Origin of the sequence: Collimonas sp. OK242 (assembly GCF_900107095.1) — a bacterium.
Lineage (GTDB): Bacteria > Pseudomonadota > Gammaproteobacteria > Burkholderiales > Burkholderiaceae_D > Collimonas.
In genome coordinates this window covers 229843-253089 of record NZ_FNOR01000003.1, presented here as the reverse complement: position 1 = coordinate 253089, position 23247 = coordinate 229843, and the positions used below count along the sequence as shown (strand labels likewise).

Annotated in this window: 15 protein-coding genes; 13 read left to right on the top strand and 2 right to left on the bottom strand. The window is 58.0% G+C overall.

Features of this window, described 5'->3' with window-relative positions; translation table 11 throughout:
- The first annotated feature begins 28 nt into the window (after window positions 1–28).
- The 7 genes from smc to rpiA all read left to right on the top strand — a co-directional run bounded on the left by smc (window position 29) and on the right by rpiA (window position 11233).
- Window positions 29–3559, top strand: coding sequence for a chromosome segregation protein SMC (gene smc, locus BLV81_RS04240; protein WP_092352744.1), 3531 nt, complete (start codon window positions 29–31; stop codon window positions 3557–3559).
- Between the two features lie 294 nt (window positions 3560–3853).
- Window positions 3854–4999: a cell division protein ZipA C-terminal FtsZ-binding domain-containing protein gene (locus BLV81_RS04235; RefSeq protein ID WP_092352742.1), complete on the top strand. Its 1146-nt coding sequence runs from the start codon at window positions 3854–3856 to the stop codon at window positions 4997–4999.
- A 2-nt stretch (window positions 5000–5001) separates the two neighbouring features.
- The gene (ligA, locus tag BLV81_RS04230) at window positions 5002–7083 is read left to right on the top strand and encodes an NAD-dependent DNA ligase LigA (RefSeq protein WP_092352740.1); all 2082 of its coding nucleotides are present in this window, start codon (window positions 5002–5004) and stop codon (window positions 7081–7083) included.
- Window positions 7070–7945 (top strand): UTP--glucose-1-phosphate uridylyltransferase GalU, encoded by an 876-nt coding sequence (galU, locus tag BLV81_RS04225; protein ID WP_092352738.1) that lies wholly within the window; start codon window positions 7070–7072, stop codon window positions 7943–7945. Before ligA ends, galU begins: the two co-directional genes overlap by 14 nt.
- 19 nt (window positions 7946–7964) lie before the next feature.
- Window positions 7965–8501 carry a peptide deformylase gene (gene def / locus BLV81_RS04220; protein WP_092352736.1) on the top strand — a complete coding sequence of 179 codons (537 nt, stop codon included), beginning with the start codon at window positions 7965–7967 and terminating at the stop codon, window positions 8499–8501.
- Window positions 8502–8700: 199 nt separating this feature from the next.
- The gene (locus BLV81_RS04215; RefSeq protein ID WP_092352732.1) at window positions 8701–10467 is read left to right on the top strand and encodes a cation:proton antiporter; all 1767 of its coding nucleotides are present in this window, start codon (window positions 8701–8703) and stop codon (window positions 10465–10467) included.
- Between the two features lie 94 nt (window positions 10468–10561).
- On the top strand, window positions 10562–11233 hold the full coding sequence (gene rpiA, locus BLV81_RS04210) for a ribose-5-phosphate isomerase RpiA (protein WP_092352909.1): 672 nt from the start codon (window positions 10562–10564) through the stop codon (window positions 11231–11233).
- 86 nt (window positions 11234–11319) lie between these two features.
- Here the strand turns inward: rpiA and BLV81_RS04205 are convergent, their stop codons facing one another.
- Window positions 11320–13314, bottom strand: a complete 1995-nt coding sequence (locus tag BLV81_RS04205) for a methyl-accepting chemotaxis protein (RefSeq protein ID WP_092352730.1) — start codon at window positions 13312–13314, stop codon at window positions 11320–11322.
- Between the two features lie 382 nt (window positions 13315–13696).
- Window positions 13697–14809, bottom strand: a complete 1113-nt coding sequence (locus BLV81_RS04200) for a YeiH family protein (RefSeq protein WP_092352728.1) — start codon at window positions 14807–14809, stop codon at window positions 13697–13699.
- A 198-nt stretch (window positions 14810–15007) separates the two neighbouring features.
- Between BLV81_RS04200 and BLV81_RS04195 the strand changes: the two genes are divergently transcribed.
- The 6 genes from BLV81_RS04195 to araD1 all read left to right on the top strand — a co-directional run bounded on the left by BLV81_RS04195 (window position 15008) and on the right by araD1 (window position 23205).
- Window positions 15008–15898, top strand: coding sequence for a LysR family transcriptional regulator (locus BLV81_RS04195; protein WP_092352726.1), 891 nt, complete (start codon window positions 15008–15010; stop codon window positions 15896–15898).
- A gap of 437 nt (window positions 15899–16335) precedes the next feature.
- Window positions 16336–17394 (top strand): multiple monosaccharide ABC transporter substrate-binding protein, encoded by a 1059-nt coding sequence (gene chvE, locus BLV81_RS04190; protein WP_092352724.1) that lies wholly within the window; start codon window positions 16336–16338, stop codon window positions 17392–17394.
- Between the two features lie 130 nt (window positions 17395–17524).
- A complete protein-coding gene (mmsA, locus tag BLV81_RS04185; RefSeq protein ID WP_092352722.1) occupies window positions 17525–19063 on the top strand; it encodes a multiple monosaccharide ABC transporter ATP-binding protein in 1539 nt (512 codons plus the stop codon).
- A 1-nt stretch (window position 19064) separates the two neighbouring features.
- Complete coding sequence (gene mmsB / locus BLV81_RS04180) at window positions 19065–20282, top strand: multiple monosaccharide ABC transporter permease (RefSeq protein WP_092352720.1); 1218 nt, start codon at window positions 19065–19067, stop codon at window positions 20280–20282.
- A gap of 125 nt (window positions 20283–20407) precedes the next feature.
- A complete protein-coding gene (locus BLV81_RS04175; protein ID WP_092352718.1) occupies window positions 20408–22171 on the top strand; it encodes an IlvD/Edd family dehydratase in 1764 nt (587 codons plus the stop codon).
- A 38-nt stretch (window positions 22172–22209) separates the two neighbouring features.
- The gene (gene araD1, locus BLV81_RS04170) at window positions 22210–23205 is read left to right on the top strand and encodes an AraD1 family protein (RefSeq protein WP_092352716.1); all 996 of its coding nucleotides are present in this window, start codon (window positions 22210–22212) and stop codon (window positions 23203–23205) included.
- Window positions 23206–23247: the final 42 nt, after the last annotated feature.

The window sequence follows — 23247 nt, the reverse complement described above, 5'->3', positions numbered from 1 at the left end:
GCCGACTTTGATAAGAACTGTCGATAACGTGCGTTTAACCTCCATTAAATTATCAGGATTCAAGTCTTTCGTTGATCCCACCAATTTCCAGGTCCCGGGCCAGCTGGTCGGCGTGGTCGGGCCTAATGGTTGCGGCAAATCCAACATCATCGACGCCGTGCGCTGGGTTTTGGGTGAATCCAAGGCCTCCGAGCTGCGCGGAGAATCGATGCAGGACGTCATTTTCAACGGCTCCTCCAATCGCAAGCCGGCCGGCCGTTCATCGGTCGAGCTGGTGTTCGACAACGGTCTCGGCAAAGCTGCCGGGCAGTGGAGCCAGTATGCTGAAATCGCCGTCAAGCGCACTTTGACGCGCGACGGCACCTCGACTTATTACATCAATAACCAGGCAGTACGGCGGCGCGACATCCAGGATATTTTCATGGGCACCGGCCTTGGTCCACGCGCTTACGCGATCATCGGCCAGGGCATGATTTCGCGCATCATCGAGGCGCGTCCCGAGGAGCTGCGGGTTTTCCTGGAAGAGGCCGCCGGCGTTTCCAAGTACAAGGAGCGCCGCCGCGAAACCGAGAATCGCCTGAACGACACCCGCGAAAACCTGGTGCGGGTTGAAGATATCTTGCGAGAACTTAACGCCAACCTGGCAAAACTGCAGTCGCAGGCGGCGGTCGCCCAAAAATTCCATGAATTGCAAGGCGACCAGGAAGAAAAGCAGAAGCTGCTGTGGCTGTTGCGCAAGAACGAAGCCAAGACTGAACAGGAAAAGTATTTCCGCGAGATTGAAAAAGCGCAAACCGATCTGGAAGAGCAAACCGCCAAGCTGCGCCATGTCGAGACCGAGTTGGAGCATATGCGCCAGGCGCATTATGCCGCCGGCGACCGCATGCATCAGGCGCAAGGGCATCTGTACCAGACCAATTCCGAAATCGGCAGCCTGGAAGCGCAAATCAAATTTGTCATCGAATCGCGCAACCGGCTGCAATCGCAACTCAATTCATTGACCGCGCAGCGCGATCAATGGCAACGCCAGGGCACTCAGTTCCAGGACGATCTGGTCGAGGCCGAGATGCATCTGGAAGAACTGGCGGCGCGGGTCGAGCAATCGCAAGTAGCCTCGCAACAGCACAACGACCAATTGCCGGCGCTCGAGCAGAGCTGGCGCGAAGCGCAGTTGAAGAGCACCGAGTCGCGCGGCAAGATCATGCAGATCCAGCAGCAGATCGAACTGGAATCGACTCACCAGCGCAATGCCTCGAACATCCTGAACGGCTTGAGCAGCCGGCGCGAACGGCTGGCGCAGGAAAAGAACGGCTTGAACCTGCCGGACAACGCCCATCTCACCAATTTGCGCATGCAACTGGAAGAGAAGCAGGCCAGCCTGGAAGAGATCGGCATGCAATTGGAAGAGGCGCAGGAACAACAGCCGCGCCTGGAAGAAGAACGGCGTAACGCGCAGCAGCAAGTCAATACCGAAAGCGCCAGCAACACCCAGCTGGAAGCCCGCCTGACGGCGCTCAAGCAATTGCAGGAAAGCGTACAGACCGAGGGCAAGGTGCAGCCCTGGCTGCAAAAACACGAGCTGGCAGGATTGCCGCGCTTGTGGCAGAAACTGCACATCGACGGCGGCTGGGAAACGGCGCTGGAATCAGTGCTGCGCGAGCGTACGTCGGCCTTGGAAATGTCGAACCTGGATTGGGCCAAGGCCTTCTTCAACGATGCGCCGCCGGCCAAGCTGGCCCTGTTTTCACCTAGCGGCACGGCAGCTGTCGATAACAGTGAAACGCCCGCCGGCCTCAAACCGTTCCTGAATTTATTGCAACTGAACGATCCTGGTCTGCGCGTGCTGATGCAGGATTGGCTGCACAATTTCTATGCCGCCGATGACACCGTGACCGCATTTGCCGAGCGCAGCAAACTGCCGCTGGGCGCCAGCTTTGTCACGCGCCAGGGCCATGTGATCAGCAAGAGCGGCGTACGTTTCTATGCTTCCGATTCGGAGCAGGACGGCATGCTGGCGCGCCAGCAGGAAATCGAAAACATCACCAAGCAGTTGCGCGCCCAGCAGATGCTGGCTGATGAAGCGCGTTCGCGTTCGGTGCGTGCCGAAGCGGCGCTGTCGCAGGCAACCCAGCGCCTGCAGGAGATGCGCCAGCGCCACACCGGCCTGACGCAGGCGGTGCATGGCTTGCAGATCGACGTCATGAAATTGTCCGAGCTGCAGGAACGTTTCAATCAGCGCAGTTCGCAAATTTCTTCCGACCTGGCTGAAATCGCCGCGCAGGAAAGCGAGCAGCAGCAAGTCAAGATGGAATCGGAAGCCAAGTTCGAACAACTCGACATGGAGTTGGCCGAACTGCAAGAGAAGCACGAAGACGGACAAACCGATTACCTGGGCAAGGAACAGCAGCTCAACGATGCCCGCCAGCGTCTGCGGGAGATGGAGCGCGCTGCGCAAGAAGCAGAATTTGCCGAGAAATCCCATCGCAACAAGATAGAAGAACTCAAGCGCAGCATCGCCACCGCGCTGGAGCAGGCGGCACAGCTGTTCGCCAATATGCAGCAGGGCCATCTCGAACTGGAGAGCCTGGACGATCAGGCTGCGCAAGCCGGTTTGCAGGACTTGCTGGACAAGCGCAGCGAGCAGGAGCGTGCGCTGGCCGATACCCGTCACGAACTGGACCAGGTATCGCAGAATTTGCGCCAGCACGAAGAAACCCGCCTGCAAGCGGAACGCAGCCTGCAACCGCAGCGCGACCGCATCATGGAGTTGCAACTGAAAGAGCAGGCGGCGCGCCTGAACCAGGAACAATACGTGCAGCAGCTGCTTGAAGCGCAGGCCGATGAGGCCGCCTTGAGCGAGAAGCTGACCGCCGATATGCGGCCATCTTATCTGCAAGGCGAAGTGACGCGCCTGACCAACGCTATCGGCGCGCTGGGCGCAGTCAATCTGGCGGCGCTGGATGAACTGGCGCAAGCGTCCGAACGCAAGAATTTCCTGGATGCGCAAAACGCCGACCTGACCGAGGCCATCAATACCTTGCAGGATGCGATTCACAAGATCGACAAGGAAACCCGCGACCTGTTGCAAGACACTTTCGACAAGGTCAACCTGCATTTTGCCGAACTGTTCCCTATCCTGTTCGGCGGCGGCCAGGCCAAACTGATCATGACCGGCGACGAAATCCTCGACTCCGGCGTGCAAGTCATGGCGCAACCGCCGGGCAAGAAGAATGCCACGATTCACCTGCTGTCGGGCGGCGAAAAAGCACTCACTGCGACCGCCCTGGTGTTTTCGATGTTCCAGCTGAATCCGGCGCCGTTCTGTTTGCTGGACGAGGTTGATGCGCCGCTCGACGATGCCAATACCGAACGTTTCTGCAATATGGTGAAGCGGATGTCGGCCCATACCCAGTTCCTGTTCATTTCGCATAACAAGATTGCGATGGAAATGGCGCAGCAGTTGATCGGGGTGACGATGCAGGAGCAGGGCGTATCGCGGATTGTTGCGGTCGATATGGAAGCGGCCAGAAGTTTTGCCGCCGACGCTGTGCCGGCTTAAGGTGAACACCGCGCCAAAGCGGCAGCAGGGTCGGTAGCGGAATCGGCAGCAATTGCAGCTTGGACAGCTTGACAACTTTTTGTGCTGACACTAAGCTGAATTTCCGGCTTTAATGCAATATATTGTAAAAAAATGTCTCAATAATTTTACGTTGGCCGCATGTGCAGTAATACTGATATCGGTATTGTTTTTATAAAAAGAACTGCATTACTTGGAAGTGCAGTTGTAGGGAGGCACAGCTGCTCACCCTACGCAAATTCAGAAGTGTTTTTTCCTTATTAAGGCATCAGCAGAATGACAGATCTACAAACCAGCCTGTTTATCATTGGAGGCGCGTTTCTTGTCGGCGTCATTTCCTACAACAAATGGCAGGAATACAAAGCCAAGAAGAGTGTTGAGCGGGCGTTTTCCGGATCGCATGACGATGTCTTGATGGCTCCCGGTAAGGCTCCCGGCAAGGCAGCTGGCAAAGACAGCGGCGAAGCGCCGATGCGTCATGAGCCCAGGCTGTTTGAGGCCGAGCTTGATGCGGACGATATGTCAGCGTTGCCGCATGACGATCTGGAGCAAAGCGCAGAACAGCAGGCAATCGAACCGCAACTCGGCAATCCTGCGCCCGCATCTGCCGCAGCGCCGGCCGCGCGCAAGGATCTGCCGGTCGACGAGCTGATCGATTGCGCCATTGCGCTGGCGCTGGAAGCGTCGGTGCGCGGCGACAAGGCCTTGCCGGCACTGCAAACCTTGCGTCATGTCGGCAACAAGCCTATCCACTTTATCGGCGCAGATGCCAACGGCGAATGGGAGCCGGTGGCGCATGGCGGCATCTATACCACCTTGCTGGCCGGCGTGCAGCTGGCAAATCGCAGCAACCCGCTGAATGAAATCGAATATTCCGAACTGGTAGCCCGTTTGCGCCAGATCGCCGATGACCTGGGCGCCGAACCGGATCTGCCGGATATGTCGGAAGTCATGCACACGGCGCGCGGCCTGCATCAGTTCGTGATCGAGCATGACGCGCAACTGGGCGTGAATATCCAGTCCAACGGCGCGCCTTGGGCGATCAGCACCTTGCTGGCGGCGCTGACCCGCCAAGGTTTCGATGCCCGGCCGGAAGGCCGCATGGTGATGTCGGATGGCGAGGGCGGTTTGCTGTTCTCGCTCTCCACGAATGCCAGCGCGGTGGCGGAAACCACCAGCCGCCTGACCTTGCTGCTCGACGTGCCGCGGGTCGCTCCCGAGCGCGACGGTTATGGCGCGATGGTGGCTTGCGCGCGCTCGCTGGCTGCGCGCCTTGGCGGGGTGCTGGTCGATGACAGCAACCAGCCTCTGGCCGATGTGCAGCTGGCCGAGATCGCCGGTCAGGTCGATGCCTTTTACCGTGAAATGGATGCCGCTGAAATTCCAGCAGGTTCGATTCGGGCTTTGCGTCTATTCAGTTAATTATGCCTTCTTCCTTATCTCAAGCAGGCGGTCCGGGAGCTGCTCCCGATGCCGCCGAATGGCGCTTGCGCGCTGCCTGGCTGGCGGCTGAATTAAATCGCCACAACCATTCTTATTACGTACTCGATAATCCGTCGATTCCAGATGCTGAATACGATCAGCTGTTCCGTGAATTGCAAGCGCTGGAACAAGCGCATCCAGAACTCAATACGCCGGATTCGCCGACCCAGCGGGTCGGCGCCGCGCCGCTGCCGGTATTTGAACAGGTTACACATTCGATACCGATGCTGTCCTTGGGTAACGGCTTTGAAGACAACGATATCGTCGAGTTCGACCGCCGCGTCAGGGATGGCCTCGACACCCAGACCGACACTGAAATTGAATACGCCGCCGAGTTGAAGTTTGACGGGCTGGCCATCAATCTGCGCTACGAGGATGGCGTGCTGGTGCAGGCCGCCACGCGTGGCGACGGCACTACCGGCGAAAACGTGACCAGCAACATCCGCACCGTGCGCGCAATTCCGTTGCGGCTGCATGCCGACCGGCCGCCGAAGGTGCTGGACGTACGTGGCGAAGTGCTGATGTTCAAGGAAGATTTCGCCAGGCTCAACGCCCGCCAGCGCGAGGCGGAAATGAAGGAATTCGCCAATCCGCGCAATGCCGCGGCCGGCAGTTTGCGGCAACTCGATTCACGGATTACGGCACAACGCAGCTTGCGCTTTTTCGCCTACGGCATCGGTGCGCTGGAAGGCGCCGACATGCCGCCATCGCACTCGACCCTGCTGGATTGGTATCGCCAGCTCGGACTGCCGGTGTGCAAGGAACGCGGCGTAGTCAAAGGCGCTGCCGGCCTGCTGGAATTCTTCCGCGGCGTCGGCGGCAAGCGCGCGCAACTGCCTTACGAAATCGATGGCGTGGTGTATAAGGTGAATCGTCTGCTGCAACAGCAGACCTTGGGATTCGTATCGCGTGCGCCGCGCTTTGCGCTGGCGCATAAATTCCCGGCAGAAGAAGCCACCACCCAGGTGCTGGATATCGAAGTGCAAATCGGCCGCACCGGCGCCGTCACTCCGGTGGCGCGCCTGGCGCCGGTGTTTGTCGGCGGGGTTACGGTGACCAATGCCACCTTGCACAACGAGGATGAGGTGCGGCGCAAGGATATACATATCGGCGATACGGTGATAGTGCGGCGTGCCGGCGATGTGATTCCGGAAGTGGTTTCGTTTGTGCCGGAACTGCGGCCGGCGAACGCGCAGCCGTTTGTCATGCCTGGCGAGTGTCCCATATGCGGCTCTGCCATCGTCAAGCTGGAAGACGAAGCTATCGCGCGCTGCTCTGGCGGCTGGGTGAAGTGTGCTGCGCAACGCAAGGGCGGCTTGCAGCATTTTGCATCGCGGCGGGCGATGGACATTGAAGGCCTGGGCGATCAATTGATCGAACAGCTGGTCGATCGCCAACTGATTTACACCGCGGCCGATCTGTATAAATTGGGATTGGTGAAACTGGCCGCGCTGGAACGCATGGCCGACAAATCCGCCCAAAATGTATTGTCGGCGCTCGAAAAATCCAAATCGACCACCTTGGGCCGTTTCATTTATGCGCTCGGTATCCGCCATGTCGGCGAGGCAACAGCAAAAGAGCTGGCGACGCATTTCGGCAGCATAGATGGCTTGATGCAGGCTTCTGAAGAGCAACTGCTGGAAGTCGCCGATATCGGCCCGGTGGTGGCACGATCGTTGCTGGATTTCTTTGCCGATCCGCTGAATCGAGAACTGGTTGAACAATTGCGGGCAGCCGGGATTCACTGGCCGGAGAACTTGCCGGCCGAAACGGCGTCAAAGTTCTTGTCAGGTAAGACCTTCGTGCTGACCGGCAGCCTGCCGACCCTGACCCGCGATGCCGCCGCTGCCATGATTGAGGCGGCCGGCGGCAAAGTGACGGGCTCGGTTTCCAAGAAGACCAGCTATGTGGTCGCGGGCGCCGAGGCCGGCAGCAAACTCATTAAAGCGGAAGAGTTGAACATCCCGATCCTGGATGAAGATGCACTTCGCGCACTTTTAGAAAGCGAACATGAGCAAAATTAGAAAAGCCGTATTCCCCGTTGCCGGCCTGGGCAGCCGATTTTTACCTGCCACCAAGGCGCAGCCAAAAGAGATGCTGCCTATCGTCGACAAGCCGTTGATCCAGTATGCGGTGGAAGAGGCGGTCGCCGCCGGCATCACCGACATGGTGTTCATTACCGGCCGCAACAAGAGGGCGATTGAAGATCACTTCGACAAGGCCTATGAGCTGGAAACCGAATTGGAGGCGGCCGGCAAGGATCGCTTGCTGGAGCTGGTGCAAAACGTCATTCCGAAGCATATCAACTGCATTTTTATCCGCCAATCCGAAATGCTCGGTCTCGGACATGCCGTGTTGTGCGCGCGTCCAGTGGTCGGCGATGATCCTTTTGCGGTCCTGCTGGCCGACGATTTCATGGATGTTGCGGCCGGACACAAGCCGGTGCTGGCGCAGATGACCGATATCTTCGCCACCGAGCAATCCAGCATGCTGGCAGTGCATGATGTACCGCGTGCCGACACCAAGCAATACGGGATCGTCAGCATCGAACCGTACAAGACCGATCTGGAAAAGGTCAACAGCATTGTCGAAAAGCCGCATCCGGACGAGGCGCCTTCAACTCTCGCAGTAGTCGGACGTTATGTATTGACCAACGGTATTTTCGACTGCCTGGAAGGCCTGGGCAAGGGCGCCGGCGGCGAAATCCAGCTGACCGACGGGATCGCCGCCTTGATGAAAAGCGAGCGCGTGCTAGCCTATCGTTACGCCGGACAGCGCTATGATTGCGGTTCCAAGCTGGGTTATCTGAAAGCGACGCTGGCGATGGGCCTGAAACACCCGGAAACCGGTGCGGAATTTGCCGAGTATCTGAAACAATTTAAATAATCACACTAAAGCCGACGCCATGACCGTTCGTGAAATCCTGAAAATGGGCGACCCCCGCCTGTTGCGACAAGCAGAAGCTGTCACCGCGTTCAACGCGCCGGAACTGGAGGCGCTGATCGCTGACATGTTCGATACGATGCATGCAGCCAACGGCGCCGGTCTGGCGGCGCCGCAGATCGGCGTCAACCTGCAGGTGGTGATCTTCGGTTTCAAGGATAACGTGCGCTACCCGGATGCGCCGGCGGTGCCGGAGACCGTGCTGATCAATCCGGTGTTGACGCCGTTATCGGAAGAAATTGAAGATGGCTGGGAAGGTTGCCTGTCGGTGCCCGGCATGCGTGGCGTGGTGCCGCGCTGGAGCCGTGTGCATTACGAGGGCTTCGACCAGTTTGGCGCGCGCATCAGCCGCGACGTCGATGATTTCCATGCGCGCGTGGTGCAGCATGAAACCGATCACCTGAATGGCATCCTGTATCCGATGCGGATCAAGGATTTCACCCGCTTTGGTTACACCGAAGTGCTGTTCCCCGAGCTGGATCCCGATCACGACGATTGAATGTAGGGTGGGCCCATCGTGCCCGCGCCACGGGCTGATTAAGAAGTCAGCATACGCCGGCAATATATAATTGTAAAAAAGCCAAGCGCGGCAGCTTGATTGCCAGCCATGCCTGGCGCATCGCTGCCTTGCATGGCGGCGCGCCGTTCGCCGCTCCTGCGCGTCGTCTCTCCCATTTGCTTACTTCGGAAACTTGCCAATGCACCATGCGGTAGAAATGTTTATCCAGGATCTGGCCGTGATCATGTTGATCGCCGGTGTCGTCACGGTGCTGTTCAACCGTTTCAAACAGCCGGTGGTGCTTGGTTATATTGTCGCCGGGGTCATCATCGGACCGCATACGCCGCCGTTTTCGCTGATCACGGATGCACGCACGATTCAGATCCTGGCGGAACTGGGCGTGATCTTCCTGTTGTTTTCGCTGGGCCTGGAATTCAGCCTGAAGAAACTCGGCAAGGTTGGCGCCACTGCCCTTGTGGCGGCCCTGGCGGAGATTACGCTGATGCTGTGGGTCGGCTACGAGATCGGCATTTATTTCGGCTGGAAGCAGATGGATGCGGTATTCCTCGGCGCCATGCTGTCGGTATCGTCCACCACTATCATCGTCAAGGCGCTCAACGAGTTGGGCATGAAGCGCGAGAAATTCGCGCAACTGATTTTCGGCATCCTGATTGTCGAGGATGTGCTGGCGATCGGCATGATCGCTTTGCTGTCAGGCGTGGCGACCAGCGGTTCGGTGGATGCCGGCGATGCCGCGGTTACCATCGGCAAGCTGGTGCTGTTCATGATTGTCTCGCTGGTGGCGGGTATCCTGATCATACCGCGCCTGCTCGATTATGTTGCCAAATTCAAGAGCAAGGAAATGCTGCTGGTGACGGTGCTTGGCCTGTGCTTCGGCTTCTGTTTGCTGGTCATGAAAATGCAGTACAGCGTCGCATTGGGCGCCTTCATTATCGGCGCCGTGATGGCCGAGTCGCGTCACCTGCATCAGATCGAACGCCTGATAGAACCGGTGCGCGACATGTTCAGCGCCATCTTTTTCGTGGCCGTCGGCCTGTTGTTCAATCCGTCCATCCTGGCCCAATACTGGTTGCCGATTGCCGTGATTACGCTGGCGGTGGTGCTGGGCAAGGTCGTCAGCTGCGGCCTGGCGACTTTTCTGTCCGGCCATGACGGCCGCACTTCAATGCGGGTCGGCATGGGGCTGTCGCAGATCGGTGAATTTTCCTTCATCATCGCAGCGCTCGGTCTCAGCCTGAACGTCACCAGCGATTTCCTGTACCCGACCGTGGTGGCGGTATCTGCCGTGACTACCCTGTTGACGCCATACCTGATCAAGCTGGCCGATCCGCTCTCAACCCGCCTGGCGCAGGCCATGCCGGAGAAACTGGCGGCGCTATTCGGCATGTATTCCACCTGGCTCGACAGCTTGCAACCGCAGGGCGACCGCGCTCAGTTGTCGCGCATTATTCGCCGCATCCTGATGCAGGTGGTGGTGAATCTGGCGCTGGTGGCGGCGATTTTCATCATCGGCGGCTATTTTGCCCAGGCGCTTGGCGGCAGCATGTCGGCGTGGGTGGCGGATGCGCAGATTCAGAATGCGGTAGTGTGGGGTGGGGCGTTGCTGCTTTCATTGCCTTTCCTGATTGCAACTTATCGCAAACTGCACGCGCTAAGCATGTTGCTGGCAGAGATCGGCGTCAAGCCGGAATGGGCTGGTTCCTACAGCCATGCGGTGCGGCGCGTGATCGCCGAGGTGATTCCGGTGGTCTCCATCATCGGCATCATGTTGATGCTCGCCGCGCTCAGCAGCCGGATTCTGCCGCCGACCAATCTGCTGGTCCTGGTGCTGGTTGGCGCGGCGGCACTGGTGTTGGTGTTGTGGCAACGTTTTGTGAAATTGCATTCGAAATTGCAAATCGCGCTGCGTGAAACGATGGAACAGCAAGCTGACGAAAATCATTAAGATGAGCGGGCGAGGGCCTTGTTTTTCAAATTCACCTCGCGGTTTGGTTAAAATAGCGTCTTTACCTCTTTTTCAAGACAAAGCCATGACTGCCATGACCCAGGACGAACTCAAACAAGCTGTTGCCCGCGAAGCAATTAAATACGTGGTGGATGGCCAGATTGTCGGCGTCGGCACCGGCTCTACCGCCAATTTCTTCATCGATGAACTAGCCAAGATCAAGCATCGTATCAAGGGCGCCGTGGCTTCATCGGAAGCGACTGCCGCGCGCCTGCGGGCGCATGACATCGAAGTCTACGACCTGAACCAGGTCGCGACCATGCCGGTCTACATCGACGGCGCCGACGAAATCACGGAACAGGGCGCGATGATCAAAGGCGGCGGCGCCGCCCTGACGCGCGAAAAGATCGTCGCTTCGGTAGCCGAGAAATTCATCTGCATCGCCGACGGCTCCAAGCTGGTCAAGGTACTCGGCAAGTTTCCGTTGCCGGTCGAAGTGATCCCGATGGCGCAGGCGGTGGTGGCGCGCAAGCTGATCAAACTGGGCGGCGAGCCGCGTTTGCGATTCAAGGATGGCAAGCCGCTGATTACCGACAACGGTTGCGTGATTATCGATATGTTCGATCTGAGAATCACCGATCCGGTCGAGCTGGAACGGCAAATCAACCAGATCACCGGCGTGGTGACGGTCGGGTTGTTTGCGGCTCAGGGCGCTGACGTTTGTCTGCTGGGAACGCCAGACGGCGTGAAGACCCTGACCTTCTGATTGTCTCAAAGGCTGTAGTTGCTTCCGCATTGAAAATAGGCCCGGGGTTTGAATTGAACCCCGGGCCTATTTTTTTACGCTGAAAATCAGAACTGCTCCCAATCCTCCGCGGCGCCGGTTTGGCCGCCGCCGGCTTGTTTGTTCTGCATCGGGGCGTTGGCGATGGTTCTGGCCGTGCCCGCTTTTTTGCTCAAGAACATGACCTTGGCGTTCTTGGGCTGTGCGGCGGCTTGCATATGCGGGCTGTTGGCAGTGGTTGCCGCTTTAAAGGCAGGCACGTCATGAGATGCATCGAGCTTGAACATGCTGACGACCTGCGATAAATTGGCGGCGTGCTCTTGCAGCGATGCGGCGGCAGCGGCGGCTTCTTCCACCAGTGCGGCGTTTTGCTGAGTGACCTGATCCATCTGGCCGATCGCCTGGTTGATCTGCTCGATGCCGCTGCTCTGTTCCTGGCTGGCTGCGGTAATCTCGGCCATGATGTCGGTAACCCGTTGCACGCTGTCGACGATCTGCTCCATGGTCACCCCGGCTTCGGCCACCAGCTTGCTGCCGATTCCCACTTTGTCCACCGAATCGCCGATCAGGCCTTTGATTTCCTTGGCCGCTGTGGCGCTGCGCTGGGCCAGATTGCGCACCTCGCTTGCCACCACCGCAAAACCTCTGCCCTGTTCGCCGGCGCGCGCCGCTTCGACCGCCGCATTCAAGGCCAGGATATTGGTCTGGAAAGCAATGCCGTCGATCACGCCGATAATGTCGACGATTTTCTTGGACGAGGCATTGATCGAGTCCATGGTTTCGACCACTTGCGACACTACCGTGCCGCCCTTGACTGCCACGCTGGAGGCGGATACGGCGAGCTGATTTGCCTGGCGCGCATTGTCGGCGCTCTGCTTGACCGTGCCGGTAATTTCTTCCATCGATGCGGCGGTCTGTTCCAGCGAGCTGGCCTGCTGTTCGGTGCGCGACGACAGGTCGAGATTGCCTGCGGCGATCTGGTGTGACGCGACCTTGACCGATTCGCTGCTGCGGCGGATTTGCCCTAGAACCTCGGCGATCTTGTCGACGAACAGGTTGAACGCGCCGGCGATCTGCGCCAGCTCGTCTTTGCCTGCAGCGTCAAGACGTCGCGTCAGGTCGCCGTCGCCGGAAGCGATTTCCTGCATCGCATCGCGGATCAGTTCCAAGCGCTTGAGCGCCTGCACCACCAGCAAGGTCAGCGCCAGGGCCGCCAGCGCAATGATCAACAGCGCCGTGACGGTCGATGTGATCAGCATCGAGCTTACCGCCTGAGTCGCTTCGGCATAGTCCATTACCACTACCAGCATCCAGTCCGTGCCGGCGATTTTGCTCACATACAATCTGTCGTCGCGATCGTTGAGACGGATGCTGCTGCCGTCCTTGGCATGGTCGAGAGCCGCCAGTTTTTGCGCAGACAAGGTGCTCTCAAGCGCCGATACGGGCTTCAGGGCCAGCGCCGCATTGGGATGAGCGATGATGGTGCCGCTGCTGTCCGTCAGGAAAGCAAAACTGTTGGGCGTCGGCTTGATGGCGTTGACGTTGCGGATCACCGAATCCAGCACCACGTCGGCGGCGGAGATTGCCTTGACATGCCCTTTGCTGATCACCGGTTCGGCGAATGTAACCACCAGCTTGCCGGTGCTCGCATCCACATAGGGGGCGGTAAGTACCGGCGCTGCCGCTTGCGACGCCTTGAGATACCAGGGCCGGCCTGTGGGATCGTAACCGGGCGGCATCGGATGGGGCGCCAGCATCCGTTTGTCCGGGTAGGCCGTATAGGCATCGTCAAATTCCCCCGCCTTTTGTGCTGCCTTGATAAACGGGATAGGATCGGCAAGGTCGGCCGCCATATTTATCGAGGAAACGATGGCAGCCTTGGAGTGCACCCATTCCGCGATGCCGGATGAGTGGTCGCCGGCCAGTTGCAGCATTTGCTCGTTGAGCGATGCAAGCGTGTGGCTGCGGGTTGTGATGAAGTTGGCTGAAGCCAGGATCACCAGCGCGAGAACCACAATGGAGACGCAAATGACGACAAGCCGTGTACGAAGAGATGAAAACATTATAGGAAAATCCTGTTTGGAATATATGCCTGCTAGCAGCAAGGAAGGAGAAAGGATTAACGTCAGTCATCTCAGGGTTGAACATCTGGTGGACATGTCTGCCCCTGGCTGGTCTAACGGCCAATTATTTTTTGTTCTCAGGATATCGACATCGGATGCGGACGATCGCGGGAAGAGGCCCGTTTTTTGATCGTTCATTGGGCTATCGGTGAGCCCGTTAGCCACCTTATTCCACCCGGTGCGTCTTGAATTGCGTCTTGCTACACAGGTTCTCGACGCAATGAAAAAAATCCAGCGTCGCCTAGCGAGCTGGATTTCAGAGCGTAATCTTGGGGGCGGTCGGGTTTTCCCGCCCCGTCAGTCACCATGCCGGTGACGGCTATCAGGCGAACAGGCGCAACACCAGCGTATTGATCAAGGCGCCGCCGACGATCAGCCAGCCGAACAATACTGCCGCAAACATCAATGGTTTGATCCCTGCAGTGCGCAGCGAAGAGAAATGGGTGGAGATGCCTAGCGCCGCCATCGCCATTGCCAGCAGCACATTGTCGGCATCGTTGACATGCGACACCAGCGTGCCGGGCAGCAGCTTCATCGAATTGAACGCCACCACGGCGACAAAACCAAATGCAAACCATGGAATGGCCAGGCCGCCGGCGCCGCGCTTGGCAGTGCTGTCTGCTTTCTTATTCTGATGCTTGGCAGCGGCTGTCTTGTTCGCGATACAGGCCGACAAAAGCATCAGGAATGGCGCCAGCATCATCACTCTCACCATCTTGGCAATCACTGCGGTATCGGCTGCTTCGGGACTGATGGCGCGGGCTGCCGCCACCACTTGCGCGACTTCATGCACGGTGGATCCGGTATAGATGCCAAAGGCCAGCGGCGAGGCCGCCAGGAAATGCCAGTGCAGATTGAGCTGGTACAGCAGCGGATAGAGAAATATCGCCAGCGAACCGAATACCACTACGGTCGCCACCGCTACCGTGACTTGCGCCGGCTGCGCCCGCAGCACCGGTTCGGTGGCCATCACCGCGGCGGCGCCGCAGATGGAGCTGCCGGCGCCGATCAGCATGGCGGTGTCGCGATCCAGCTTGAATACGCGCGTGCCGAGCAGCAGCGCCATGCCAAAGGTGGAGCACAAGACCAGGGCGTCGATCAATACGCCGCTCAGTCCGACATGGCCGATATCCTGGAATGTCAGCCGGAAGCCGTACAAGATTATCCCCAGCCGAAGCAGGCTTTGTTTGGAGAAATTGACGCCGGGCGCACAGGCAGGGGCGATCCGCTGATAACCCAGGTTACCGACCAGCATGCCGATCACGATAGCCAGCGTCAACGCGCTGAAGCCGTGCGCCTGCAGCCAGTCTATCCTGGCGGCGGCAATTGCTGCGGCGGCAATCAGCGCGCTCAAGGCCAGTCCAGCCAGTCGTGGCAGGCGGGCTGTGGCGGGGCGAACTGCGGTTGTTGTGCTTGTTAGCGTCGAGGTATTCACAAAGACTTCCCATCATGATGCGGCGCGATGCCGCTATGGAAGTCACTATAACGATTTGATATCTAAAAGAAAAACGGATTAATTTTGTATAATCTACCTATTATGCAGGTAGATTTGTAAATAAATCTGCGGCCAGATGCGTTTCCGTCCGCAGTAGTTGTTGCTGTTGTTACTATCCTATACGGAGGCCGGTCCACGATGCGTCTCACCATCAGACAATTGCAGATATTCCTGGCTGTCGCCCATTCCGGCAGCACGACAGCCGCTGCAGAGCAAGTCGCACTCTCGCAATCGGCCACCAGCGCCGCCTTGAACGAGCTTGAAAACCTGCTGGATTGCCGCTTATTCGATCGCGTCGGCAAGCGCCTGATCCTCAACGATAACGGCCGCCTGTTATTGCCGCAGGCGGGGCAGGTGGTGGATGCCGCCAAGACCATAGAACAGCAGTTCCTGAGCCCGGGCATGGCGCAGGGCGGCGGCTTGCAAATCGGCTCCAGCACCACCATCGGCAGTTATCTGCTGCCATCGATGATCGCCGCTTACCGGCAGCAGCACAGTGAACTGCAAGTGCGGGTGACAATTGCCAACACGGCCGACATCGTCGCCGCGGTGGTCAATTTTGAAGTCGATGTCGGCCTGATCGAAGGCCCCACCCATGCCGCGGATCTGCAAGTGGAGCCATGGATGGTCGACGAGTTGCTGATTGTCGCCTCGCCGCAGCATCCTTTGGCCGGCGCCGAAAAGAAAGTCGGCGTGGCGCAGTTGCGCGAGGCCGAATGGCTGCTGCGCGAACCGGGCTCCGGCACGCGGGAAGCGGTCGAGCAGGTTTTGTTGCCCCATCTGCACCATTTACGGCAAAGCTATGAATTCGGCAATTCGGAAGCCATCAAACACGCCACCGCCGCCGGTCTTGGCGTCAGTTGCCTGTCGCATGCGGTGGTGGCGGATTTCCTGCAAAGCGGCAGGCTGGTTGAGCTGAGAACATCGCTGCCGAGATTGCATAGGCACTTCTACCTGATCCACAGCAAGCACAAGATCCTGTCGCTGCGGCTAATGCAGTTTCTCGCTTACTGCCGCAGCTGGACCTGAAATATCCGCCATGTTCAACCTGAACGGCCGCTCGCATCAATACGACTGATATCAAAATGGATATCAATCGTGATAAAAAAGTGATTAGTAAGACCAGCCAAGTGTTTTTACACTGGCTTCGGTATTTATTCTCTTGTGATGGATAGCGGAAAGCCTTTCGTAGAATTTTTCCTTTCACTATGTTGATATTGAAAAAGATATCGAAACTATGAAAAAATTCATTTGTTTGATATCACTTATGTTCGTAAGATGGCGAGGAGATTCAGCAGGAAAGGTCTATATTGATGGTTGCGCGTCTGCAATATGAAAAATCTGCAGTCACCAGCCATCCGGCAACGGGCCACATGAGTAGTAGTTAGTTAATCAGTTAACTAAGGCAGGCGTTTCACAATGTTCTGGCGCAAGATCAAAATAACTAAAGGAGACAAGCTGTGAAAATGATTAAATCGACGATTGTTGGATTGATGATTGGCGTGTTCGGCCTGGTGACGCAGGCTGGTGCGCAGGAGAAGGGGCCGATCGGCATTTCGATGCCGACTAAATCGTCCGCGCGCTGGATTGCCGACGGCGACAACATGGTCAAGGTATTCAAGGAAAAAGGTTACAAGACCGATCTGCAATATGCCGAAGACGATATCCCGAATCAGCTGGCGCAGATCGAAAACATGATTACCAAAGGCGTCAAGGTGCTGGTGATCGCCGCGATTGACGGCACGACATTGTCCAACGCTCTGCAAAAAGCCGCCGACAAAGGCGTCAAGGTCATTGCCTACGATCGCCTGATCCGCGGCTCCAAGAACGTCGATTACTACGCTACCTTCGACAATTTCCAGGTCGGCGTCCTGCAAGCCAGCTATATCGAAAAAGCACTGGACCTGAAGGGCGGCAAGGGTCCGTTCAATATCGAACTGTTCGGCGGTTCGGCTGACGATAACAATGCCTTCTTCTTCTACAACGGCGCGATGTCGGTACTGCAGCCGTATATCGATAAAGGCAAGCTGGTGGTACGCAGCAAACAGACTGGCATGGACAAGGTTTCGACCTTGCGCTGGGACGGCGCGGTAGCCCAGGCGCGCATGGATAACCTGCTCAGCGCCTACTACGGCAACGCCCATGTGGATGCGGTGCTGTCGCCGTATGACGGCATCAGCATCGGCATCCTGTCGTCGCTCAAAGGAGTAGGCTACGGCACACCCAAGTCGCCGATGCCGGTGGTGACCGGCCAGGACGCCGAAGTCCCTTCAGTGAAATCCATCGTGCGCGGCGAACAGCGCCAGACGGTATTCAAGGACACGCGCGAACTGGCCAAGGTGACGGTGGGCATGGTCGACGCCATGCTGAGCGGAAAAACGCCTGCCATCAACGATACCAAGACGTATAACAACGGCGTCAAGGTGGTGCCTTCCTATCTGTTGAAGCCAGTCAGCGTCGATGCCGCCAACTGGAAGCAAGTGCTGGTCGGCAGCAACTACTACACCGAAGCCCAGATCAAATAAGCGTCGGCTAAGACGTAGCAATACGTAGCGATAAAGAGTCTTGTTTGGCCGGACCTTGCATGCGCACGCGCGCTGCAAGGTCCCGGAGTCAGGCGCTGGCGAAGGTTTGAGGTAAGCGAGGTAATAACAGATGGAAACCATCCTGGAAATGCGCGGGATCGGGAAGACATTCCCGGGAGTCAAAGCATTGGACAATGTCAACCTGGCGGTCCGTAACGGCGAAATCCACGCCGTGGTCGGCGAAAACGGCGCCGGAAAATCCACCTTGATGAAAGTGCTGAGCGGGGTCTATCCGCACGGTTCCTACACCGGCGAGATCCATTTCGAAGGGCAGGAGCGGCAGTTCGACGGCATCGCCGACAGTGAAGAAATCGGCATCATCATCATCCACCAGGAACTTGCGCTGGTGCCGCTGCTGTCGATTACAGAGAATATTTTCCTCGGCAACGAGCAAGCCGTGAACGGCGTGATCGACTGGGAAGTTTCGTATGCCAAGACCAAGGAGCTGCTGGCCAAGGTCGGCCTCAAGGAATCGCCCAGCACGCTGATCACCAACCTGGGCGTCGGCAAGCAGCAGCTGATTGAAATCGCCAAGGCGCTGTCGAAACAGGTCAAGCTGCTGATCCTCGACGAACCCACCGCCAGCCTGAATGAAAGCGACAGCGACGCCTTGCTGGATTTGCTGCTGGAGCTTAAGGCTCAGGGCATTTCCTCTATCCTGATTTCGCACAAGCTCAATGAAATTTCCAAAGTCGCGGATTCGATCACGATCCTGCGCGACGGCTCCACGGTCGATACCCTGGACTGCCACAAGGAAGTGATCAGCGAAGACCGCATCATCCAGAACATGGTCGGACGCGAAATGGCGGACCGTTATCCCAAGCGCAGCCCGGACATCGGCGAAACCATTTTCGAAGTCAGGCAATGGCAGGTGCATCACCCGATCCATCCGGAACGGCAGGTCATCAAGGGCGTTGATTTCCATGTCAGGAAAGGCGAGATCGTCGGCATCGCCGGCTTGATGGGCGCCGGCCGCACCGAACTGGCGATGAGCATTTTCGGCCGCGCCTACGGCCAGCGCATCAGCGGCAAGGTGTTTTTGCGCGGCAAGGAAATCGACGTCAGCACGGTGCAAAAAGCCATTGACAACGGCATCGCCTATGTCACCGAAGACCGGAAAGGCTACGGCCTGATCCTGGACCAGGACATCAAGAAGAATATTACGCTGGCCAACCTCGACGGCGTGGCCGACAAGACCGTGATCGACGAAGGGCGCGAGTATTCGGTCGCCGCCGATTACCGGCGCCAGCTGAAGATACGCTGCTCGAACGTGTTCCAGAAAGTGTTGAACCTGTCCGGCGGCAACCAGCAGAAAGTGGTGCTCAGCAAATGGCTGTTTTCCAACCCCGATGTGCTGATCCTGGACGAACCGACGCGCGGCATCGACGTCGGCGCCAAGTACGAGATCTATACCATCATCGACCAGCTGGCCAGGGAAGGAAAATGCATCATCATGATTTCATCGGAAATGCCGGAGCTGCTGGGCATGTGCGACCGCATCTATGTCATGAACGAGGGGAAATTTGTCGGCGAACTGACGGCGGCGGAAGCATCCCAGGAAAAAATCATGCGCGCGATAGTGCGGAATGTGAAGAACGGAGACAATTGAAATGAACCAAGATATTCTGACGCCGGCAGCCAGTGAAAACCGGCCCCAGCCCGCAGCCGAAAAGAAGGAATACAGCGGCTTCCTGAAGCACAACATGCGTGAGTACGGCATGCTCATGTCCTTGATCGCGATCATGGCGTTTTTCCAGTACATGACCAACGGCACCCTGATGCAGCCGCTGAACCTGACCAACCTGGTGCTGCAGAACAGCTACATCGTCATCATGGCGCTGGGCATGCTGATGGTCATCGTGGCCGGCCATATCGACTTGTCGGTGGGGTCGGTGGTCGGTTTCATCGGTGCGCTGGCGGCAGTGCTGATCGTCAACCTGCACATGAACTTTGTACTGGCCAGTATCCTTTGCATCCTGGCCGGCGGCGTGATCGGCGCGGCCCAGGGTTATTGGGTGGCGTTTTTCAAGATTCCTTCATTCATCGTCACCCTGGCCGGCATGCTGGTGTTCAAGGGGCTGACGCTGGCGCTGCTGCAAGGTCAATCGATAGGGCCCTTCCCTGACGATTTCCAGATGCTGAGTTCGGGCTTCATCCCCGATCTCTTCAGCGCTGCAGATTTGCGCATTACTTCCTTGCTGGTGGGCGTCGTGGTCGCCGCCATCATGATTTTCGTCAAAGTCCGCGCCCGCAACAAGCAGGCCAAGCATGGGATGGAGGACGAACCTTATGTGTTCTTCATCTTGAAGAATGCCGTGTTTGCGGCCGTCATCATTTTCTTCAGTTACCTGCTGGCTTCTTATAAAGGCATGCCGAATGTACTGATCATCATGTTCCTGCTGATGGTGGTGTACACCTTTATCGCCAACCGCACCACCATCGGACGCCGCATTTATGCAGTCGGCGGTAATGAGAAGGCCGCCAAGCTGTCCGGTATCAAGACCGCGCGCGTATCGTTTTACACCTTCATCAACATGGGCATGCTGGCGGCGCTGGCGGGTTTGATTTTTGCAGCCCGCCTCAACACAGCCACGCCTAAAGCCGGCACCGGTTTTGAACTGGACGTGATTGCAGCCTGCTTCATCGGCGGCGCCTCGGCGTCCGGCGGCGTCGGCAAGGTCATGGGAGCTGTGATCGGCGCTTTCGTGATGGGCGTGATGAACAACGGCATGTCGATCATGGGTATCGGCATCGATTATCAACAGGTGATCAAGGGCCTGGTATTGCTGGCCGCCGTATTTGTCGACGTCTACAACAAGAACAAATAGAACAACTGCAATGCCGCTGCGGATGATTGATACGCAGCTGGCGACGTTCCAGATTCCGTTTTATAGCTGGCATCCGTCCCGGTGCGGAGGGATGCCGCCCTGATCATTTCAAAAGGAAGCCAAAGATGACTGTCGATAAAAAAGGCCCGCTGCAAAATAACCGTCCGCTGCGCTCGGCCGAATGGTTTGGCAGCAACGACAAGAACGGCATGATGTACCGCAGCTGGATGAAGAACCAGGGGATTCCCGATCATGAGTTCCAGGGCAAACCTATCATCGGCATCTGCAATACCTGGTCCGAACTGACGCCATGCAATGCGCATTTCCGCAAGATCGCCGAGCATGTCAAACGCGGCATTTCGGAAGCGGGCGGATTCCCGGTGGAGTTCCCGGTGTTCTCCAACGGCGAGTCGAATCTGCGCCCGACCGCCATGCTGACCCGCAATCTGGCCAGCATGGATGTGGAAGAATCGATACGCGGCAATCCGATGGACGCGGTAGTGCTGCTGGTCGGCTGCGACAAGACCACGCCGGCCTTGCTGATGGGCGCCGCCAGCTGCGATATCCCGGCGATTGTGGTCACCGGCGGACCTATGCTGAACGGCAAGCACGAAGGCAAGGATCTCGGTTCCGGCACCGCGGTCTGGCAACTGAGCGAGGCCGTCAAGGGCGGCCAGATCAGCATGCATCAATTCCTGGCGGCTGAATCCGGCATGTCGCGCTCGGCCGGCACCTGCAACACCATGGGCACGGCCTCGACCATGGCTTGCATGGCGGAGGCGCTGGGAACTTCCCTGCCGCACAATGCCGCGATCCCGGCAGTCGATGCGCGTCGCTATGTATTGGCGCACATGTCGGGCATGCGGATTGTCGACATGGTGTGGGAAGACTTGCGGCTGTCGAAAATCCTGACCCGTGCTGCATTCGAAAATGCGATCCGGGTCAATGCCGCGATCGGGGGGTCGACCAATGCCGTGATTCATTTGAAGGCGATCGCCGCCCGTATCGGCGTGCCGCTTGAATTGGAAGACTGGACAAAAATTGGCCGCGGCACGCCGACGCTGGTTGATTTGCAGCCGTCCGGCCGTTTCCTGATGGAAGAATTTTACTATGCCGGCGGTTTGCCCGGCGTACTGCGCCGCCTGGGCGAAGCCGGGTTGTTGCCGCACAAGGACGCCTTGACGGTGAACGGCAAGTCGCTTTGGGAGAACAACCAGGACGCACCTATCTACAACGACGAAGTGATCCGTGTCATCGACAAGCCCCTGATCGCCGACGGCGGCATCTGCATCTTGCGCGGCAACCTGGCGCCGCGCGGTGCGGTGCTCAAACCATCCGCTGCCTCGCCGGAACTGATGAAACATCGCGGCAAGGCGGTGGTGTTCGAAGATTTTGCACATTACAAGGCGCGCATCAACGATCCGGAACTGGATGTCGATGCCAGCTCGGTGCTGGTGATGAAGAATTGCGGACCGAAAGGCTATCCCGGCATGGCCGAAGTCGGCAACATGGGCTTGCCGCCGAAGTTGCTGGCACAAGGCATCAAAGACATGGTGCGGATTTCCGATGCCCGCATGAGCGGCACGGCTTACGGCACCGTGGTCCTGCACGTGGCGCCGGAAGCGGCTGCCGGCGGACCGCTGGGAATTGTGCAAGATGGCGACTGGATAGAACTGGATTGCGAAGCAGGGCGTTTGCACCTGGACATCAGCGATGCCGAAATGGCGCAGCGCCAGACTGCAAGAGCAATAGTGAACGCAGAAACCGTGACTGCACACAGCGGTTACCAGCGCTTGTATATCGACCGGGTATTGCAAGCCGACGAAGGCTGCGATTTCGATTTCCTGGTCGGCTGCCGCGGGTCGGCCGTACCTAAACATTCCCACTAGGCTGCTTCTGTAAGCAAGCCGGTAAACTGGAGAAGCACATGTTGTTGGTTCAATTCAAGCAAGCCGACGGCCAGCGTCGGATCGGAGTACTGGAAGATGAAGGCCGGAAAATCCATGTGGTGGAAGGCTATGCCTCAAGCTATGAGCTGGCGCAAGCAGCGATCGCCGGCAACAGTTCCTTGCAAAGCCTGGCCAGCGCCGGGCTGGGAGCTGTCGTTCTGGATTACGCTGAAGTCGCACAGGCCGGCCGCCTGCTGCCGCCGCTGGATCACAGCGACAGCGCCCATTGCTACGTCACCGGTACCGGCCTTACCCATCTGGGCAGCGCCGACGGCCGCGACGCCATGCACAAGAAAATCAGCGATGTCGATACCCTGACCGACAGCATGAAAATGTTCCGCATGGGGCTGGAAGGCGGCAAGCCGCTGCCCGGCCAGACCGGAGTGCAGCCGGAATGGTTTTACAAAGGCGACGGCAGCATCGTCTGCGCCGGCGAGCAGCCGTTGACGATGCCGCAATTTGCGCTGGACGGCGGTGAAGAACCCGAGATTGCGGCGCTGTATGTGATTGCTGCGGACGGTACGCCATGCCGGCTCGGCTTTGCGATCGGCAATGAGTTTTCCGATCATGTCACCGAACGTCAGAACTACCTGTATCTGGCACATTCCAAGTTGCGGGTCTGTGCTGTCGGCCCGGCCCTGCTGCTAGGCGATTTGCCGCCGCATGTAGAAGGCATGTCGCGTATTCGCGGCGTCAACGGCCAGGTGCGTTGGGAAAAACCGTTTGTCAGCGGCGAACAGAATATGTCGCATACGGTTGCCAACCTGGAGCACCACCATTTCAAGTACCCCTTGTTCCGCCGCCCCGGCGACGTGCATATCCATTTCTTCGGCACGGCGACCTTGAGTTGCTCGGACGGCATCCAGGTCGCGCCCGGGGAAACATTCGAGATCGACGTGGCTGCCTTCGGACCGCCGTTGCGCAATCGGCTGGCGGTCGAGACTTTGGCGCCGCCGCAGATACGCCAGCTGTAACTCGGCCGCTCCGCGTTACCGCTATTTTATTGTTAGGAAAAG

Bases quoted from the DNA above. Each gene is read 5' to 3' on its own strand.
- galU (WP_092352738.1), top strand. From the start codon at position 7,070: ATGAGCAAAATTAGAAAAGCCGTATTCCCCGTTGCCGGCCTGGGCAGC.
- BLV81_RS04215 (WP_092352732.1), top strand. From the start codon at position 8,701: ATGCACCATGCGGTAGAAATGTTTATCCAGGATCTGGCCGTGATCATG.
- ligA (WP_092352740.1), top strand. From the start codon at position 5,002: ATGCCTTCTTCCTTATCTCAAGCAGGCGGTCCGGGAGCTGCTCCCGAT.
- mmsA (WP_092352722.1), top strand. From the start codon at position 17,525: ATGGAAACCATCCTGGAAATGCGCGGGATCGGGAAGACATTCCCGGGA.
- BLV81_RS04175 (WP_092352718.1), top strand. From the start codon at position 20,408: ATGACTGTCGATAAAAAAGGCCCGCTGCAAAATAACCGTCCGCTGCGC.
- BLV81_RS04195 (WP_092352726.1), top strand. From the start codon at position 15,008: ATGCGTCTCACCATCAGACAATTGCAGATATTCCTGGCTGTCGCCCAT.
- def (WP_092352736.1), top strand. From the start codon at position 7,965: ATGACCGTTCGTGAAATCCTGAAAATGGGCGACCCCCGCCTGTTGCGA.
- chvE (WP_092352724.1), top strand. From the start codon at position 16,336: ATGATTAAATCGACGATTGTTGGATTGATGATTGGCGTGTTCGGCCTG.
- mmsB (WP_092352720.1), top strand. From the start codon at position 19,065: ATGAACCAAGATATTCTGACGCCGGCAGCCAGTGAAAACCGGCCCCAG.
- BLV81_RS04205 (WP_092352730.1), bottom strand. From the start codon at position 13,314: ATGTTTTCATCTCTTCGTACACGGCTTGTCGTCATTTGCGTCTCCATT.
- BLV81_RS04235 (WP_092352742.1), top strand. From the start codon at position 3,854: ATGACAGATCTACAAACCAGCCTGTTTATCATTGGAGGCGCGTTTCTT.
- rpiA (WP_092352909.1), top strand. From the start codon at position 10,562: ATGACCCAGGACGAACTCAAACAAGCTGTTGCCCGCGAAGCAATTAAA.
- araD1 (WP_092352716.1), top strand. From the start codon at position 22,210: ATGTTGTTGGTTCAATTCAAGCAAGCCGACGGCCAGCGTCGGATCGGA.